The following is a 16,100-nucleotide window of genomic DNA, read 5'->3' on the forward strand; positions in this document are numbered from 1 at the left end:
CGATCTAGCGCGGCTGGGCCGCCGCCACCGGCAGCGCCTGCAGGCGCGACAGGTGCAGGGCTACGGCCAGCGCCACCAGCAGCAACGAGCCGATGAACAGGCCGAGGCCGTCCCAGCCGGCTGCCTGCCAGAACACGCCGCCCAGGGTACCGGCCACGCTGGAGCCGACGTAGTAGCAGAACAGGTACAGCGACGACGCCTGCCCCTTGGCCTGGGTGGCACGGCGGCCGATCCAGCTGCTCGCCACCGAGTGGGCGCCGAAGAAGCCGAAGGTGAACAGCAGCATGCCCACCAGTACCGCCGCCAGGTTGTCGACGATGGTCAGGGCCAGCCCGCCGAGCATCAGGCCGATGACCGCCCACAGCACCTTGCGCCGGCCCAGCTTGTCGCCCAGTGCGCCAATTTGCGCCGAGCTGTAGATACCGGACAGGTACACCACCGAGAGCAGGCCGATGCTGGTCTGGTCCAGGCGGAACGGCGCCTCGATCAGGCGGTAGCCGATGTAATTGAACAGGGTGACGAAACTGCCCATCAGCAGGAAGCCGAGCAGGAACAGCCAGGGCAACCCGGCATCGCGGAACTGCAGGGTGTAGCCCTGCAGCAGGCTGCGTGGGCGCAGCGAGCGTGGGCGGAAGTTGCGCGACACCGGCAGCAGGCGCCAGAACAGCAGCCCGGCCAGTACGCCCAGACCGCCAAGTGTGCCCAGCACGGCGTGCCAGGACATGTAGTCGACCAGTACCCCGCTGAGCAGGCGCCCGCTCATGCCGCCGATGGCGTTGCCACCGATATACACGCCCATGGCCAGGCCCAGGTGCAGCGGGTCGATTTCCTCACTGAGGTAGCTCATGGCCACGGCCGCCAGGCCGCTCAGGGCCAGGCCGACCAGTGCGCGCATCAGCAGCACGCCTTCCCAGGTCGGCATCAGCGCGCTGCCGACGGTGAACAGCGCCGCGGCCAGCAGCGAGACCACCATCACCGGCTTGCGTCCGAGCGCATCGGACAGCGGGCCGGTGATCAGCAGGCCGACGGCCATGGTGATGGTCGACACCGAGAGAATCAGGCTGCTCTGCGCCGCGCTCAGGGCGAACTGCTGCGACAGCATGGGCATCATCGGCTGCACGCAGTAGAGCAAGGCAAAGGTGGCGAAACCGCCGCAGCACATCGCCAGCAGGGTGCGCAAAAAGGCGTGGGTGCCCTTCTCGATATAGACGGGAGCCGCAGTCAGGCTGCCAGGAGCAGGCTCCTCGTCGGCGGGTACGCACTCGTTGGGCGCGTGGGGAACGGGTTGGCGCATGGTGACCTCGTGGGCGTGCGTTTTTCGGGCAAAGACCTGCCGTCACGCAGGGATCTGCCCGCGCGAGGACTGTTCTTGTCGTTGGAATGCCACAAGGATAAGTAGGACGCTATTTTTCATCCAATATAATATTCGACACCAATGATATGTTTTGCGACTTATGGAGGGCTCATGGAGCTGCGTCACCTGCGCTATTTCGTCGCCGTCGCCGAGGAGCTGCATTTCGGCCGGGCCGCCGAACTGCTGGGCATTTCCCAGCCGCCGCTGAGCCAGCAGATCCAGGCGCTGGAGCAGGAGTTGGGCGTGCGCTTGTTCGAGCGCAGCAACCGGCATGTGGCGCTGACCGATGCCGGCCGGCTATTTCTCGAGGAAACCCGTCAGACCCTGGCCCAGGTCAGTCGCTCGGTGGACGTGGTGCGGCGCGCCGAACAGGGCGAGATCGGCGAGCTGCAGATCGGCTTCACCGCGTCGGCTCCTTTCGTCTCGATGATCCCCCGCGCGGTGTTCGCCTTCCGTCAGGCCTTTCCTGCCGTGCACCTGAATCTACAGGAGATGACCAGCAGCGAGGTCAGCCAGGCGCTGATCGAACGCAAGCTGCAGATCGGCATGATCCGCCCGCTGGAGCTGCCGGCCGAGCTGGAAGCGGTGGAGTTGCTGCGCGAGCCGCTGATGGCCCTGCTGCATGCCAATCACCCGCTGGCCGCTGACGAGGATCAGGGGTTGGCGCTGGCCGAGCTGGCCGACGAGCCATTCGTGTTCTTTCCACGGGGTCATGGCACCGGGCTTTACCCGCAGTTGTTCAACCTGGCGCGCCAGGCCGGTTTCAGCCCAAGGGTCAGCCAGGAAGCGCACGAAGCGATGACCATCATCGGCCTGGTGGCCGCCGGTCTCGGGGTTTCGGTGTTGCCCTCGTCGTTTCGCCGGGTGCGGATCGACGGGGTGGTGTTTCGCCCGCTGCTCGACGCCGATGCCACCACCGCGGTCTGGCTGGTCAAGCGTCGCCAGGAGCATTCACCGCTGGCGCAGGCCTTCGTCGATCTGCTGACCCGGGAAGTGCAGGCGATGCAGTAGGTCGCGGAGGCGTCATCTGCCCGATGCTCAGGGGCGGGCGGGCTTGTCCAGCTTGCGCAGGAACACGGTCATTTCCTTCTCCGCCTGCTTGTCGCCCTTGTCCTGCGCAGCGGTGATGCCCTGTTGCCAGGCCGTCCGTGCGCCGTCCGCATCTCCGCCTGTTTGAAGAGCCTTGCCCAGCAGCTTCCAGGCGGCGGAATAGTTCGGGTCGAGTTCGACGCAGCGTTGCAGGTGCTCGGCTGCCCGCGCGGCGTTGCCGCCATCCAGATACGCCTTGCCCAGACCGAAGCGCAGCAGGGCATTGTCCTTGCCGCTGGCCAGCATTCTTTCCAGTGCCTCGGTACTCATCAGGGTTCTCCCGGTAGGCGCGAATTGCTTCGCAAGCAGCTGATATCCAGCCCCAGGGCTGGTCGCGCATGACGCGCCCTCGGCAACGTCAGAAGAAGGTCAGACCCGCCTGGAACAGCCGCTCGACGTCGCGAATGTACTTCTTGTCGACCAGGAACAGGATCACGTGGTCGCCGGACTCGATCACCGTGCTGTCGTGGGCGATCAGCACGGTCTCGTCGCGGATGATGGCGCCGATGGTAGTACTCGGCGGCAGGGCGATATCTTCGATGGCGCGGCCGATGACCTTGCTCGACTTGGCATCGCCATGGGCAATCACTTCCAGCGCTTCCGCCGCGCCCCGGCGCAGGCTGTGCACGCTCTCGATATCGCCACGACGCACATGGGTCAGCAGGGTGCCGATGGTGGCCAGCTGCGGGCTGATGGCAATGTCGATCTCGCCACCCTGGACCAGGTCGACATAGGCCGGATTGTTGATGATGGTCATCACCTTGCGCGCGCCCAGACGCTTGGCCAGCAGCGACGACATGATGTTGGCCTCGTCGTCGTTGGTCAGGGCGAGGAAGATGTCGGCGTCGTTGATGTTCTCTTCCACCAGCAGGTCGCGATCCGAGGCGCTGCCCTGCAGCACGATGGTGCTGTCGAGATTCTCCGACAGGTAGCGGCAGCGCGCCGGGTTCATCTCGATGATCTTCACCTGGTAGCGACTTTCGATGGCTTCGGCCAGGCGTTCGCCGATATTGCCGCCGCCAGCGATAACCACGCGCTTGTAGCTGTCCTCGAGGCGGCGCATCTCGCTCATCACCGCGCGAATGTGTGCCTTGGCGGCGATGAAGAACACTTCGTCATCGGCCTCGATCACGGTATCGCCCTTGGGCATGATCGGCCGGTTGCGACGGAAGATGGCCGCCACGCGCGTGTCGACGGTGGGCATGTGCGCACGGATCTGGCGTAGTTGCTGGCCCACCAGCGGGCCGCCGTAATAGGCCTTGACCGCCACCAGCTGCGCCTTGCCTTCGGCGAAGTCGATCACCTGCAGGGCGCCGGGGTATTCGATAAGGCGCTTGATGTAATTGGTCACCACCTGCTCGGGGCTGATCAGCACGTCGACCGGGATCGCCTCGTTGTTGAACAGTGCTTCGCGGGTCAGGTAGGCAGCCTCGCGCACCCGGGCGATGCGTGTCGGCGTGCGGAACAGGGTGAAGGCCACCTGGCAGGCGATCATGTTGACTTCATCGCTGTTGGTCACCGCCACCAGCATGTCGGCATCGTCCGCCCCGGCCTGGCGCAGCACGGTGGGGAAAGAGCCCTTGCCCTGCACGGTGCGAATGTCCAGACGGTCGCCGAGATCGCGCAGGCGATCACCATCGGTGTCGACCACGGTGATGTCGTTGGCCTCGCTGGCAAGGTGTTCCGCCAGGGTACCGCCCACCTGTCCGGCGCCGAGAATGATGATTTTCACTGATCACTCCGTTAGCTGTGGCTGGTCACAGCGCTCTTTGTCAGCTTGGCATAGTAGAAGCCGTCGTGGCCGTCGATTTGCGGCAGCAACTGGCGGCCATGCTCTGGCTGCAGGCCGAACTCACCGGCGATGGCGACTTCCCTGGCGTCATGCGTGCGTGTCAGGAACGCGGCAATGGTCTCGCTGTTTTCCGTCGGCAGCACCGAGCAGGTGGCATAGAGCAGGATGCCGCCAGGCGCCAGGGTCGGCCACAGGGCATCGAGCAGTTCACCCTGCAATTGCGCCAGGGAGGGGATGTCCTGGGGCTGGCGGGTCAGCTTGATGTCCGGGTGGCGGCGAATCACGCCGGTGGCCGAGCAGGGCGCGTCGAGCAGAATGCGCTGGAACGGCTGGCCGTCCCACCAGGCGCCGGTATCGCGTCCGTCGGCGGCGATCAGCGTGGCCTGCAGCTGCAGGCGCTCGAGATTCTCGCGCACGCGCGCCAGGCGTTTGGGCTCCAGGTCGACGGCAACCACTTCGCTCAGGTCCGGCTCGACCTCCAGCAGATGGCAGGTCTTGCCGCCCGGTGCGGCGCAGGCGTCCAGCACGCGTTGGCCGGGCGCCAGTTCGAGCAGGTCGGCGGCCAGTTGTGCGGCTTCGTCCTGCACGCTGACGCGTCCTTCCCTGAAGCCCGGCAGCGTGGTCACGTCGCAGGGCTGCAGCAGGCGCACGCCATCGCGGCTGAAGCGGCAGGGTTCAGCGGCCAGACCGGCGCCACGCAACTCGTCGAGGTAGGCATCGCGGCTGCCGTGGCGGCGATTGACCCGCAGGATCAGCGGCGGATGGGCATTGTTGGCGGCGCAGATGGCCTGCCAGTGCTCGGGCCAGAAGGCCTTGAGCTGTTTTTGCAGCCAGCGCGGGTGTGCGCTGTGCAGCACCGGATCGCGGTCGAGTTCGGCAAACAGAACCTCGTGCTCGCGTTGGGCGCGGCGCAGCACGGCGTTGAGCAGGCCCTTGGCCCAGGGTTTCTTCAGCACCCCGGCGCAGCCGACCGTTTCGCCGATGGCGGCATGTTCGGGGATGCGGCTGTGCAGCAACTGGTAGAGGCCGATCAGCAGCAGGGCTTCGACGTCCCTGTCGGCGGCCTTGAAGGGCTTCTCCAGCAGCTTGTCCGCCAGAAGTTGCAGACGCGGCTGCCAGCGTGCCGCGCCGAAAGCCAGGTCCTGCGCCAGGGCACGGTCGTGGTGTTCGACCTTGTCCAGCTGCGGTGGCAGGCTGCTGCCCAGCGAAGCCTTGCCGGAGAGCACGGCGGTCAGGGCGCGGGCGGCCGCCAGGCGCGGGTTCATTGGCCGAGCACCAGGCCGGCGGCGAACTGCTCGCGGCGGCTGTTGTACAGGTCGGCGAAGGCCAGCGGCTTGCCGCCGGGCAACTGCAGGCGGGTCAGGCGCAGCGCACCCTCGCCACAGGCTACGGTCAGGCCGTGCTTGTCGGCGGCGAGAATGCTGCCGGGAGTGCCCTTGCCCTCGCCGATCTCGGCGGCATGCACTTTCAACGCATCACCGTTCAGTGTGGTATGGCAGATCGGCCAGGGGTGGAAGGCGCGCACCAGACGCTCCAGCTCGACGGCCGGGCGGTTGAAATCGAGGCGCGCTTCGTCCTTGTTCAGCTTGTGTGCATAGTTGGCCAAGGCGTCGTCCTGCACCTCGCCCTTCAGCGTGCCGGCGGCCAGGCCGTCGATGGCCTGCAGTACGGCCTGCGGGCCAAGTCGGGCCAGGCGGTCATGCAGCGTGCCGCCAGTGTCGTCGGGGCTGATCGGCGTGCTCACCTTGAGCAACATCGGGCCTGTGTCGAGGCCGGCTTCCATCTGCATCACGGTGACGCCGCTCTCGGCATCGCCGGCCTGCACCGCACGCTGGATCGGTGCGGCGCCGCGCCAGCGCGGCAGCAACGAGGCGTGGCTGTTGATGCAGCCCAGGCGCGGGGTGTCGAGCACCACCTGCGGCAGGATCAGGCCGTAGGCCACCACCACCATCAGATCCGGCTTGAGCGCGGCCAGCTCGGCCTGCGCCTCTTCATTGCGCAGGCTGGCCGGCTGATGGACCGGGATGCCGTGCTCGACGGCCAGCTGCTTGACCGGGCTCGGCATCAGCTTCTGGCCGCGACCGGCCGGGCGATCCGGCTGGGTGTAGACGGCGATGATCTGGTGCGGGCTGGCCAGCAGGGCCTTGAGGTGTTCGGCGGCGAATTCCGGGGTGCCGGCAAAGACGATACGCATGGGGTCACCAAAGAAAAAGGCTTGCCTGGCAGGTCACATGGAAACTACTGCGCTCGGTTATGCCGCGTTGAAAACAGGCTCGGACTGCTCATTTACAGCTCGTAAACTCCGCGTCCTCGTCTGTTTTCGCCTTGCCTAACCTTCGCTCGTGACGTTTCCATGCGACCTGCTACGCAAGCCTTGGGAATAAATGAATCAGGCGCGCTGGCGATGCTGTTTTTCCAGCTTCTTCTTGATCCGGTCGCGCTTGAGGTTGGAAAGGTAGTCAACGAACAGCTTGCCGTTGAGGTGATCGCACTCGTGCTGGATGCACACGGCGAGCAGGCCTTCGGCGATCAGCTCGTAAGGCTGGCCATTACGATCCAGCGCCTTGATCTTCACCTTCTGCGGACGATCGACGTTCTCGTAGAAACCGGGCACCGACAGGCAGCCTTCCTGGTACTGGTCCATCTCTTCGGTCAGCGGTTCGAACTCGGGATTGATGAAGACCCGCGGCTCGGACTTGTCCTCGGACAGATCCATGACCACCACGCGCTTGTGCACGTTGACCTGCGTCGCGGCCAGGCCGATACCGGGTGCGTCATACATGGTCTCGAACATGTCGTCGATCAGCTGGCGGATGGAGTCGTCCACAACGTCCACCGGTTTGGCGATGGTACGCAGGCGTGGATCAGGAAATTCGAGGATATTCAGGATCGCCATATGCGTTTGTGATGCACTTGTGGAATAAAGTCAAAATCCGCTGCTAAGATGATGAACAGCATTGAAAAACGGCTTCACGCCGCGTATTCAGCGGGTTTGGCACGCGGCGCTAGGGCGCTTCACGTGAAGGCACATAATAAAGGGATTCACCGTATGAGGAAATCACTACTCGCCCTGCTCCTGGCAGCTGGCGGATTGGCCCTGACCTGCATGGCCCAGGCTGCAGTGCAACTCAAGGACGGTCATCCGGACCGTTACACCGTGGTCAAGGGCGATACGCTGTGGGATATCTCCGGCAAATTCCTCAGCCAACCGTGGAAGTGGCCGGAGATCTGGCATGCCAACCCACAGGTCGCCAACCCGCATCTCATCTATCCCGGCGATACCCTCAATCTCGTTTATGTCGACGGGCAGCCGCGCCTGATGCTCAACCGTGGCGATTCGCGCGGGACCATCAAGCTGTCGCCACAGGTACGCAGCACGCCGATGGCCGAGGCGATCCCGACCATCCCGCTGGAAGCGATCAACAGCTTCCTGCTGAGCAACCGCATTGTCGACACTCCTGAAGAGTTCAACGGCAAGCCTTACATCGTTGCGGGCAACGCCGAGCGCGTCGTCAGCGGCGCTGGTGATCGTGTCTATGCGCGCGGTCAGTTCGACGATGAACACGCTATCTACGGTGTCTTCCGTCAGGGCAAGACCTACGTGGATCCGGAAACCAAGGAATTCCTCGGTATCAACGCCGACGACATCGGTACCGGCGAGATCGTCGCGGAAGAAGGCGATGTGGGTACCCTGCTGCTGAGCCGTTCGACTCAGGAAGTACGCCTTGGCGATCGCCTGTTCCCCACCGAGGAGCGTGCGATCAACTCCACCTTCATGCCCAGCGAGCCGTTCGGCGAGATCAACGGCCTGATCCTCGACGTGCCACGTGGCGTGAGCCAGATCGGCCAGTTCGACGTGGTCACCCTGAACAAGGGCGCACGCGATGGTCTGGAAGTCGGCAACGTACTGGCGGTGTACAAGACCGGCGAAACCGTGCGCGACCGCGTCACTGGCGAAAGCGTGAAAATTCCCGACGAGCGCTCCGGCCTGCTCATGGTGTTCCGCACCTATGACAAGCTCAGCTACGGTCTGGTGCTCCAGGCCAGCCGGCAACTGGCAGTGATGGACAAGATCCGCAACCCGTAATACCCAACGAGCCCCGCGATTGCGGGGCTCGTGCTTTCTGCCCGCCAGGATGGCGGCGCAACATTTCAGGGAAGAATCGCCATGTCTTTACCCTCCCCGCATTTTCCCGCCGTCTCTCCTGCGGAACTTGAAGCCCGTCTGCGCCTGCACCTGCTGCCGGAACTGGGGCCGCGACGTTTTCGCAAACTGCTGCGTGCATTCGACAGCGCTTCGGCGGCGCTGAGTGCGCCGGCCAGTGCCTGGCGTGCGTTGGGGCTGCCCGCGGTTTGCGCCGAGCCTCGACGTAGCGAGGAAATTCGCGAGCGGGCGCGCGCTGCGCTGCAGTGGCTGGAAGAACCCGGGCAGCATGTGCTGATGTGGGATGACCCGCGTTATCCGGCTTTGCTGGCCGAGTTGGCCGACGCACCGCCGCTGCTGTTCGTGGCGGGCGAGCCAAGCGTGCTGGAGGCGCCGCAGCTGGCCATGGTCGGCAGCCGGCGTGCCTCGCAGCCGGGGCTGGACAACGCGCGGGCCTTTGCCCGCAGCCTGGCCGGTGGTGGTTTCGTCATAACCAGCGGGCTGGCGCTGGGCATCGACGGCGCCGCGCATCAGGGTGCGCTGGAGGCTGGTGGTAGAACGCTCGCCGTACTGGGCACCGGCTTGCAGTGTCTGTATCCACGGCGACATGTGGGGCTGGCGGCACGAATCATCGAGCAGGGCGGCGCACTGGTGTCCGAGTTGCCGCTGGACTGTCCGCCACAGGCGAGCAACTTCCCGCGGCGCAACAGGATCATCAGCGGCCTCTCCTTGGGCGTGCTGGTGGTCGAGGCCAGCCCTTCGAGCGGCTCGCTGATCACCGCGCGCCTTGCCGCAGAGCAGGGGCGCGAGGTCTATGCCATTCCCGGATCCATTCACCACCCAGGGGCGCGGGGCTGTCACCAGTTGATTCGCGATGGCGCTACGCTGGTGGAAAGCATCGAGCATGTTCTCGAAGCGCTGCGTGGCTGGCAGACGCCATCCGCCACCCCTGTAGCCAAGGCGGCGCCTGCCGGTGCCGGGCATCCTTTGCTGGCCTTGCTGCATGCCGCCCCGCACAGCACCGAGGCGCTGGTTCAGGCCAGTGGCCAGCCGCTGGCCGAGGTTCTCGCGGCATTGACCGAACTGGAGCTCGATGGCCTGGTGTGTAACGAAGCCGGGCGCTGGTTGGCGCGAAACCCTTAACCCAGGGAAAACACGCGTTCCATCTACAGTCGCATGGCGGTCTTGGATAGACTGCCGGCCATTGGTTCACTGGGAGACAGTCGATGGCCAGCAACTGGCAGATACAGCAAACGGCGCGAGTGGTGCGTCAGGGCGGCGTGATCGCCTACCCGACCGAAGCGGTCTGGGGCCTGGGCTGTGACCCGTGGAACGAAGAGGCGGTGGACCGCCTGCTGGCACTCAAGTCACGGCCGATGTACAAGGGCCTGATCGTGGTCGCCGACGACATCGCACAGTTCGACTTCCTCCTCGATGACCTGCCCGAAACCTGGCTGGAGCGCCTGGCAGGCAGCTGGCCGGGTCCGAATACCTGGCTGGTGCCGCACCAGAATCGTCTGCCCGAGTGGGTCACTGGCGAGCACGACACCGTTGCCCTGCGCGTCAGTGATCATCCGCTGGTACGTGCACTCTGCCGCTACACCGGCCCGCTGATTTCCACTTCGGCCAACCCGGCGGGACGCCCGTCGGCGCGTTCGCGGCTGCGTGTCGAACAGTATTTCCCGGGCGAGCTGGACAAGGTACTTGGCGGTGCCCTGGGCGGGCGCAGGAATCCAAGTCTGATCCGTGACCTGCGCACGGGCGATGTGATTCGTCCGTCCTGACTACTCTGAATCCCGCGGCTAAAGCCCCCTTGAGCACGGGGCCTTTAGCCGTGAGTGTTTCAGCGCGGAAGTTTTACGGCAGCAGAATGGTCGAGCCGGTGGTCTGCCGCGAGCTCAGTGCGTCCTGCGCGGCGGCGGCGTCCTTCAGCGCATAGCGATTGCTGATCTCCACCTGCAGCTTGCCGCTGGCGATCATCCCGAACAGCTCGTCAGCCATGGCCTGCAGACGCTGCGCGCTGGTAGCGTAGCCGGCCAGCGTCGGGCGGGTGACGTACAGCGAGCCCTTCTGCGCCAGGATGCCCAGGTTGACCCCGGTGACCGCCCCCGACGCATTGCCGAAGCTGACCAGCAGGCCGCGCGGCGCCACGCAGTCCAGCGAGGTTTCCCAGGTGCTCTTGCCGACACCGTCGTAGACCACCGGGCACTTGGCGCCGTCGGTCAGCTCCAGCACGCGCTGCACAACGTTCTCATGGCTGTAGTCGATGGTCGCCCAGGCGCCCAGCTCCCTGGCCCGCGCGGCCTTCTCCGCAGAGCTGACGGTACCGATGAGCTTGACGCCCAGCGCATTGGCCCACTGGCAGGCGAAGGAACCGACGCCGCCTGCTGCGGCGTGGAACAGGATGGTTTCGCCACCCTTGAGCTCATAGGTCTGGCGCAGCAGGTACTGCACCGTCAGGCCCTTGAGCATCACCGCGGCGGCCTGCTCGAAGCTGATGCTGTCCGGCAGTTTCACCAGCTTGTCGGCAGGCAGCACGTGCAGTTCGCTGTAGGAGCCGAGCGGGCCGGTGGCGTAGGCGACGCGATCGCCCACTTCGAGGCCTTCGACTTCACTGCCCACCGCCTCGACCACACCGGCGCCTTCAGTGCCCAGGCTCGAGGGTAGTGCGGGCGGCTGGTACAGACCGCTGCGGTAATAGGTGTCGATGAAGTTCAGGCCGATGGCCCGGTTGGCTACCCGTACTTCGCGTGGGCCGGGCGCCGCCGGCTGGTAATCGTGGTATTCCAGCACGTCGCTGCCGCCGTGCTGGCTGAACTGAATACGCTTGGCCATTTCGGATTCCTTGTCTGCTCAGGGCCGTCTCTGACGGCATAAAGGGTCTATCCAAACGCTCCGATTGACCGACGTCAACTGCGGATGTGCCTGGGTGAATGCTATGCTGCCCGCCGATTCCGCCCTGCTCTCTGTTCAAGGTGCCGCCGTGACTGACCGTACCGAGGCCGTGAAGGCCTATCTGCTCGACCTGCAAGATCGCATCTGCTCCGCCCTGCAAGCTGAAGACGGCCAGGCCGTGTTCGCCGAGGATGCCTGGCAGCGCCCGGCCGGCGGCGGCGGTCGCACGCGGGTGATCGAGAACGGCGCGCTGATCGAAAAGGGCGGAGTGAACTTCTCCCACGTGTTCGGTGACAGCCTGCCGCCTTCGGCCAGCGCCCACCGTCCCGAGCTGGCCGGGCGCGGCTTCCAAGCCCTCGGCGTGTCGCTGGTGATCCACCCGGAAAACCCCTACGTGCCGACTTCGCACGCCAACGTGCGCTTCTTCAGCGCCGAGAAGGCAGGTAAAGAGCCGGTGTGGTGGTTCGGTGGCGGCTTCGACCTGACGCCCTACTACGCCAACGAGGAAGACTGCGTGCACTGGCACCAGGTGGCCCGTGACGCCTGCGCGCCGTTCGGCGCCGAGGTCTATCCGAAGTTCAAGGCCTGGTGCGACCGCTATTTCCACCTCAAGCACCGCGGTGAGCCACGCGGCATCGGCGGGCTGTTCTTCGACGACCTCAACGAATGGGACTTCGACACCTGCTTCGCCTTCATGCGCGCCATCGGTGATGCCTATCTGCAGGCCTACCTGCCCATCGTGCAGCGCCGCAAGCTCACCCCCTTCGGCGAGCGCGAGCGCGAGTTCCAGGCCTTCCGTCGGGGTCGCTACGTGGAATTCAACCTGGTGTTCGACCGTGGCACCCTGTTCGGCCTGCAGTCCGGCGGGCGTACCGAGTCGATCCTCATGTCGCTGCCGCCGCATGTGCGCTGGGGCTATGACTGGAAGCCGGAGCCGGGCAGCGAGGAGGCGCGCCTGACCGAGTACTTCCTCACCGATCGTGACTGGCTTTCGGCCTGATTCCGCAGCCCGGCCAACACAACAGGATTTCTCATGGACCGCTACTGCGTCTTCGGCAACCCCATCGGCCACAGCAAATCGCCGCTGATCCATCGTCTGTTCGCCGAGCAGACCGGTCACGCGCTGACCTACGATGCGCGTCTGGCACCGCTGGATGACTTCGCCGGCGATGCCCGAGCCTTCTTCGCCGACGGTCTGGGCGGCAACGTCACCGTGCCGTTCAAGGAAGAGGCCTTTCGCCTGGCCGACGAACTCACCGAGCGTGCCCGCCGCGCCGGTGCAGTGAACACCCTGAAGAAGCTGGCAGACGGTCGCCTGCTCGGTGACAACACCGACGGCGCCGGGCTGACCCGCGACCTGCAGGACAACGCCGGTTTCAGCTTGGCCGGCAAGCGCGTTCTGATCCTCGGCGCCGGTGGCGCCGTGCGCGGCGTGCTGGAACCCTTCCTGGCGCAGAAGCCGGCGGTGCTGGTGATCGCCAACCGCACCGTAAGCAAGGCCGAGCAACTGGTGCGCGAGTTCGCCGATCTCGGCCCGCTGGTCGCCGCCGGTTTTGACTGGATCGATGCGCCGGTCGACCTGATCGTCAACGGCACCTCGGCCAGCCTGGGCGGTGAGTTGCCGCCGATTGCACCTGGCCTGATCCAGCCCGGACATACGCTCTGCTACGACATGATGTACGGCCGCGAGGCAACCGCCTTCAATCGTTGGGCCGCCGAGCAGGGCGCTGCGCGCTGCCTGGACGGCCTGGGCATGCTGGTCGAGCAGGCGGCCGAGGCCTTCGAGCTGTGGCGTGGCGTGCGTCCGGACACCGCGCCGGTGCTGGCCGAACTGCGCCGCCAACTGGCGGGCTAGCGCCCATGGACGAACGGACGCTGCCACGGGTGCGGGGTTACCACGCCCACGTCTACTTCGATGCCGGCACCCTCGATCAGGCCCGTGCGCTGTGCGAAGAAGCCGCGCGGCGTTTCCCGCTGAAGATGGGACGGATGCACGAGCGCCCGGTCGGGCCGCATCCGGACTGGAGCTGCCAACTGGCCTTCCGTCCCGATCTGTTTGGCGAGCTGGTGCCCTGGCTGATGCAGCACCGCGACGGCCTCAATGTGCTGGTGCACCCGATCACCGACGATGAGCTGCGCGACCACCGTGACTGGTCGCTGTGGCTCGGTCAGTCACGCCCGCTGGACCTGAGCGCATTCGCGGACGAATGATGGCCGGGGCCAGTTGCCCCGCTCAATGCTCGAACTGCATCGGGCAGTGCTCGGCGCCCTCCAGCTTGAGAATCTCCTCCACCACCTGAGGTCGTGCCTGGCGCAGCACCAGGTTGCGCTGCGCCGCCTGCAGGCGACGCGCCTCCTGGTGCAGCATCTCCACCCCGGCATAGTCGATGAAGTTGATGTGCCGAGCGTCGATCACCACACGCCGGCCACGGCTGCGTTGCAGCAGTTGCTGGATGTACTGGCAGGCGCCGAAGAAGATCGAACCGTCGATGCGCAGTACCTCGTCATCGCCGTCGTGCCACAGGCGCACGCGTGGCTGCGAGGTACGTTTGAGGTAGAAGAACAGCGAGGCCAGCACACCGGCGTAGATCGCCGTCTGCAGCTCCAGCACCAGAGTGGCGGTGAAGGTCAGCAGCATCACCACGAACTCCGAGCGACTGACCTTGCGCAGTGCCCGAATCGCCGGCAGATCCACCAGGCCCCAGCAGATCAGCAGGATACCGGCGGCCATCACCGGCAGAGGTATGTGCGTCAGCAGCGCCGCGCCGAACACCGCGAACAGCGCTACCAGCAGCGCCGAAAACACTCCGGCCAGCGGTGTGCGTGCGCCGGCCTGCAGGTTCAGCGCCGAGCGGGTGAAGGAGCCGGCCGACAGCGAGCCGGAGAACCAGGGGCCGATGATGTTCGACAGACCCTGGGCGCGCACTTCCTGGTTGGCGTCGAGGAACTGGTGCGACATCACTGCCAGGGCGCGGGCGATGGACAGGCTGGTGACCAGCCCGAGCATGCCGCAGGCCACCGCTGCCGGCAGCAGGCGCAGCACGTTGTCGAGGTCGAAATTCAGGATGGTCAAAGGCGGCAGGCCGCCGTCGAACGGCGCGACCAGAGCGATGTCCGCGGCGAAGCGGGCGGGCAGCAGCCAGACCAGCAGGCTGCCGCCGACCAGGCCGATCAGCAGTGCGGGTGCCTTCGGCCAGAGTTTGCGCACGGCCACGCTGAGCAGCAGGGTAAAGGCCGCCAGCGCCAGGCTCGGCCAGTGCGCCTCGGGCAGGTGCTGGCCGATCTGCAGCAGGCCGGTCAGGGCCGTGGGTTGGTTGGCGACCTCCACGCCGAGCAGATTGGGCATCTGCCCGATGGCGATCACCAGCGCCGCGCCGAGGGTGAAGCCGAGCACCACCGACTGCGAGACGAAGTTCACCAGCGCGCCGAAGCGCAACAGGCCGAGCAGCCACTGGAACAGCCCGGCGAGAAAGGTCAGCAGCAGGATCAGGGCGATGAACTCGTCGCTGCCCATGCGTGCCATGGGCGTGACGCTGGTGAACAGGACGATGGAGATGGCGGCGGTCGGCCCGCAGATCAGGTGCCAGGACGAGCCCCACAGGCAGGCGATGATTACCGGCACGATGGCCGCATACAGCCCGTACTCCGCAGGCAGTCCGGCGATCAGGGCGTAGGCCAGCGACTGCGGCAGGGCCAGGATGGCGCCACTGAGGCCCACCAGCAGGTCGTTGCCGAGGGTCTTGCGGCTGATGCCGGGTAACCAGCGTAGAAACGGCAACAGGGTCTGGCGGTCAGGTAGGCGCATGGCTCGGATCGGGGATGGGCCGCAGGCGGCTCCACCCTACTCACTTGCGGCGGTTAATTCAAAGTCGCGCCTTCACGGCAGCCACGCCGTCGCCGCCGTCGCGGGTGGTGACGCCTTGCAACCAGCCATCGAGCACCTGCGGGTTGGCCTTGAGCCAGGCCTTGATCGCGGCGTCGTTGCTGGCCTGCTTGCTCAGTACTTGGTCCATGATGCTGTTCTCCATGTCCTGGGTGAAGCGCAACTGGCTCAGGAGCTTGCCGACGTTCGGGCACTGCTCGGCATAGCCCTTGCGCGCCAGGGTATTGACCTGGCCACTGTCGCCGAAATACTTCTCGCCGCCCTTGAGGTACTGCATGTCGTACTGCACGTTCATCGGGTGCGGCGTCCAGCCGAGAAACACCACGAACTGATCGCGCTTCACCGCTCGGCCCACCTGCACCAGCATCGCCTGCTCGCTGGACTCCACCAGTTGCCAGTCGCCCAGGCCGAACTCGTCGGCGGCAATCATCTGCCTGATCGACTCATTGGCCGGCGAGCCGGAAGCGATGCCGTAAAGCTTCTTGCCGAACTTGTCGGCGTGCTTGTCGAGGTCGGCGAAGGTCTTCACCCCGGCCTCATAGGCATAGGTCGGTACGGCCAGGGTGTACTCGGTGCCTTCGAGGTTCTGCGCCAGCTTGTCGACCTCACCGCTGGGGACGAACTTGTCGTAGTTGCTCTGTTGCGCCGGCATCCAGTTGCCGAGGAAGACGTCGACCTGGCCCTTCTGCAGCCCGGCGAAGATGATCGGCACGGCCAGGGTCTGGCTTTCCGCCTTGTAGCCCAGGCCGTCGAGCAGGAAGCTGGCGATGCCGTTGGTCACGGCGATGTCGCTCCAGCCCGGATCACCCAGCTTGACCGTGCTGCAGGCTGCATCCTCGGCCCAGACATTTGCGGCGCTGCTGAGCGCGGTGGCGAGTAACAGCGCATTCAATCGGTTCATGGCGTCTCTCCTTTTTTCTTCTGTTTTGGGGGCGGCAGTCAG

16 protein-coding genes are annotated in these 16,100 nt (G+C 65.6%); 7 read left to right on the top strand and 9 right to left on the bottom strand.

What is annotated here, in order from left to right; translation table 11 throughout:
• Positions 1-4: 4 nt before the first annotated feature.
• On the bottom strand, positions 5-1,294 hold the full coding sequence (locus tag OEG79_RS00275; protein ID WP_264146915.1) for an MFS transporter: 1,290 nt from the start codon (positions 1,292-1,294) through the stop codon (positions 5-7).
• 171 nt (positions 1,295-1,465) lie between these two features.
• Here OEG79_RS00275 and OEG79_RS00280 point away from each other — a divergent pair, with 171 nt between their 5' ends.
• Complete coding sequence (locus OEG79_RS00280; RefSeq protein ID WP_264146916.1) at positions 1,466-2,365, top strand: LysR family transcriptional regulator; 900 nt, start codon at positions 1,466-1,468, stop codon at positions 2,363-2,365.
• Positions 2,366-2,392: 27 nt separating this feature from the next.
• On the opposite strand, the gene OEG79_RS00285 is transcribed toward OEG79_RS00280, so the two are convergent.
• The 5 genes from OEG79_RS00285 to def form a co-directional block, all read right to left on the bottom strand.
• On the bottom strand, positions 2,393-2,713 hold the full coding sequence (locus OEG79_RS00285) for a tetratricopeptide repeat protein (protein ID WP_264146917.1): 321 nt from the start codon (positions 2,711-2,713) through the stop codon (positions 2,393-2,395).
• Between the two features lie 88 nt (positions 2,714-2,801).
• Entirely contained in the window at positions 2,802-4,175 is a 1,374-nt protein-coding gene (gene trkA / locus OEG79_RS00290; RefSeq protein WP_264146918.1) for a Trk system potassium transporter TrkA, read from the bottom strand.
• Positions 4,176-4,186: 11 nt separating this feature from the next.
• A complete protein-coding gene (rsmB, locus tag OEG79_RS00295; RefSeq protein WP_264146919.1) occupies positions 4,187-5,500 on the bottom strand; it encodes a 16S rRNA (cytosine(967)-C(5))-methyltransferase RsmB in 1,314 nt (437 codons plus the stop codon).
• Positions 5,497-6,429 carry a methionyl-tRNA formyltransferase gene (fmt, locus tag OEG79_RS00300; RefSeq protein ID WP_264146920.1) on the bottom strand — a complete coding sequence of 311 codons (933 nt, stop codon included), beginning with the start codon at positions 6,427-6,429 and terminating at the stop codon, positions 5,497-5,499. Before fmt ends, rsmB begins: the two co-directional genes overlap by 4 nt.
• 195 nt (positions 6,430-6,624) lie before the next feature.
• A complete protein-coding gene (gene def, locus OEG79_RS00305; RefSeq protein WP_264146921.1) occupies positions 6,625-7,131 on the bottom strand; it encodes a peptide deformylase in 507 nt (168 codons plus the stop codon).
• A 153-nt stretch (positions 7,132-7,284) separates the two neighbouring features.
• Between def and OEG79_RS00310 the strand changes: the two genes are divergently transcribed.
• The 3 genes from OEG79_RS00310 to OEG79_RS00320 all read left to right on the top strand — a co-directional run bounded on the left by OEG79_RS00310 (position 7,285) and on the right by OEG79_RS00320 (position 10,163).
• Positions 7,285-8,322, top strand: coding sequence for a LysM peptidoglycan-binding domain-containing protein (locus OEG79_RS00310; RefSeq protein ID WP_264146922.1), 1,038 nt, complete (start codon positions 7,285-7,287; stop codon positions 8,320-8,322).
• An 81-nt stretch (positions 8,323-8,403) separates the two neighbouring features.
• Positions 8,404-9,522, top strand: coding sequence for a DNA-processing protein DprA (gene dprA, locus OEG79_RS00315; RefSeq protein WP_264146923.1), 1,119 nt, complete (start codon positions 8,404-8,406; stop codon positions 9,520-9,522).
• 83 nt (positions 9,523-9,605) lie between these two features.
• The gene (locus tag OEG79_RS00320; RefSeq protein WP_264146924.1) at positions 9,606-10,163 is read left to right on the top strand and encodes an L-threonylcarbamoyladenylate synthase; all 558 of its coding nucleotides are present in this window, start codon (positions 9,606-9,608) and stop codon (positions 10,161-10,163) included.
• A gap of 73 nt (positions 10,164-10,236) precedes the next feature.
• Here the strand turns inward: OEG79_RS00320 and OEG79_RS00325 are convergent, their stop codons facing one another.
• The gene (locus tag OEG79_RS00325) at positions 10,237-11,214 is read right to left on the bottom strand and encodes an NADPH:quinone reductase (protein WP_264146925.1); all 978 of its coding nucleotides are present in this window, start codon (positions 11,212-11,214) and stop codon (positions 10,237-10,239) included.
• 148 nt (positions 11,215-11,362) lie between these two features.
• On the opposite strand from OEG79_RS00325, the gene hemF reads away from it, so the two are divergent.
• Genes hemF through OEG79_RS00340 form a run of 3 tightly spaced genes read left to right on the top strand, consistent with a single transcriptional unit; the run spans position 11,363 to position 13,485 of the window.
• The gene (gene hemF, locus OEG79_RS00330; RefSeq protein WP_264146926.1) at positions 11,363-12,274 is read left to right on the top strand and encodes an oxygen-dependent coproporphyrinogen oxidase; all 912 of its coding nucleotides are present in this window, start codon (positions 11,363-11,365) and stop codon (positions 12,272-12,274) included.
• A gap of 33 nt (positions 12,275-12,307) precedes the next feature.
• On the top strand, positions 12,308-13,129 hold the full coding sequence (gene aroE, locus OEG79_RS00335) for a shikimate dehydrogenase (RefSeq protein ID WP_264146927.1): 822 nt from the start codon (positions 12,308-12,310) through the stop codon (positions 13,127-13,129).
• Between the two features lie 5 nt (positions 13,130-13,134).
• On the top strand, positions 13,135-13,485 hold the full coding sequence (locus OEG79_RS00340; protein WP_264146928.1) for a DOPA 4,5-dioxygenase family protein: 351 nt from the start codon (positions 13,135-13,137) through the stop codon (positions 13,483-13,485).
• A gap of 22 nt (positions 13,486-13,507) precedes the next feature.
• Here OEG79_RS00340 and OEG79_RS00345 read toward each other — a convergent pair whose 3' ends face one another.
• Together OEG79_RS00345 and choX are read right to left on the bottom strand one after the other, a co-directional pair.
• Positions 13,508-15,079: a SulP family inorganic anion transporter gene (locus OEG79_RS00345; RefSeq protein WP_264146929.1), complete on the bottom strand. Its 1,572-nt coding sequence runs from the start codon at positions 15,077-15,079 to the stop codon at positions 13,508-13,510.
• Positions 15,080-15,137: 58 nt separating this feature from the next.
• Positions 15,138-16,058: a choline ABC transporter substrate-binding protein gene (gene choX, locus OEG79_RS00350; protein ID WP_264146930.1), complete on the bottom strand. Its 921-nt coding sequence runs from the start codon at positions 16,056-16,058 to the stop codon at positions 15,138-15,140.
• Positions 16,059-16,100 lie beyond the last annotated feature (42 nt).

The sequence above is a fragment of the Pseudomonas sp. Z8(2022) genome (assembly GCF_025837155.1).
Lineage (GTDB): Bacteria > Pseudomonadota > Gammaproteobacteria > Pseudomonadales > Pseudomonadaceae > Aquipseudomonas.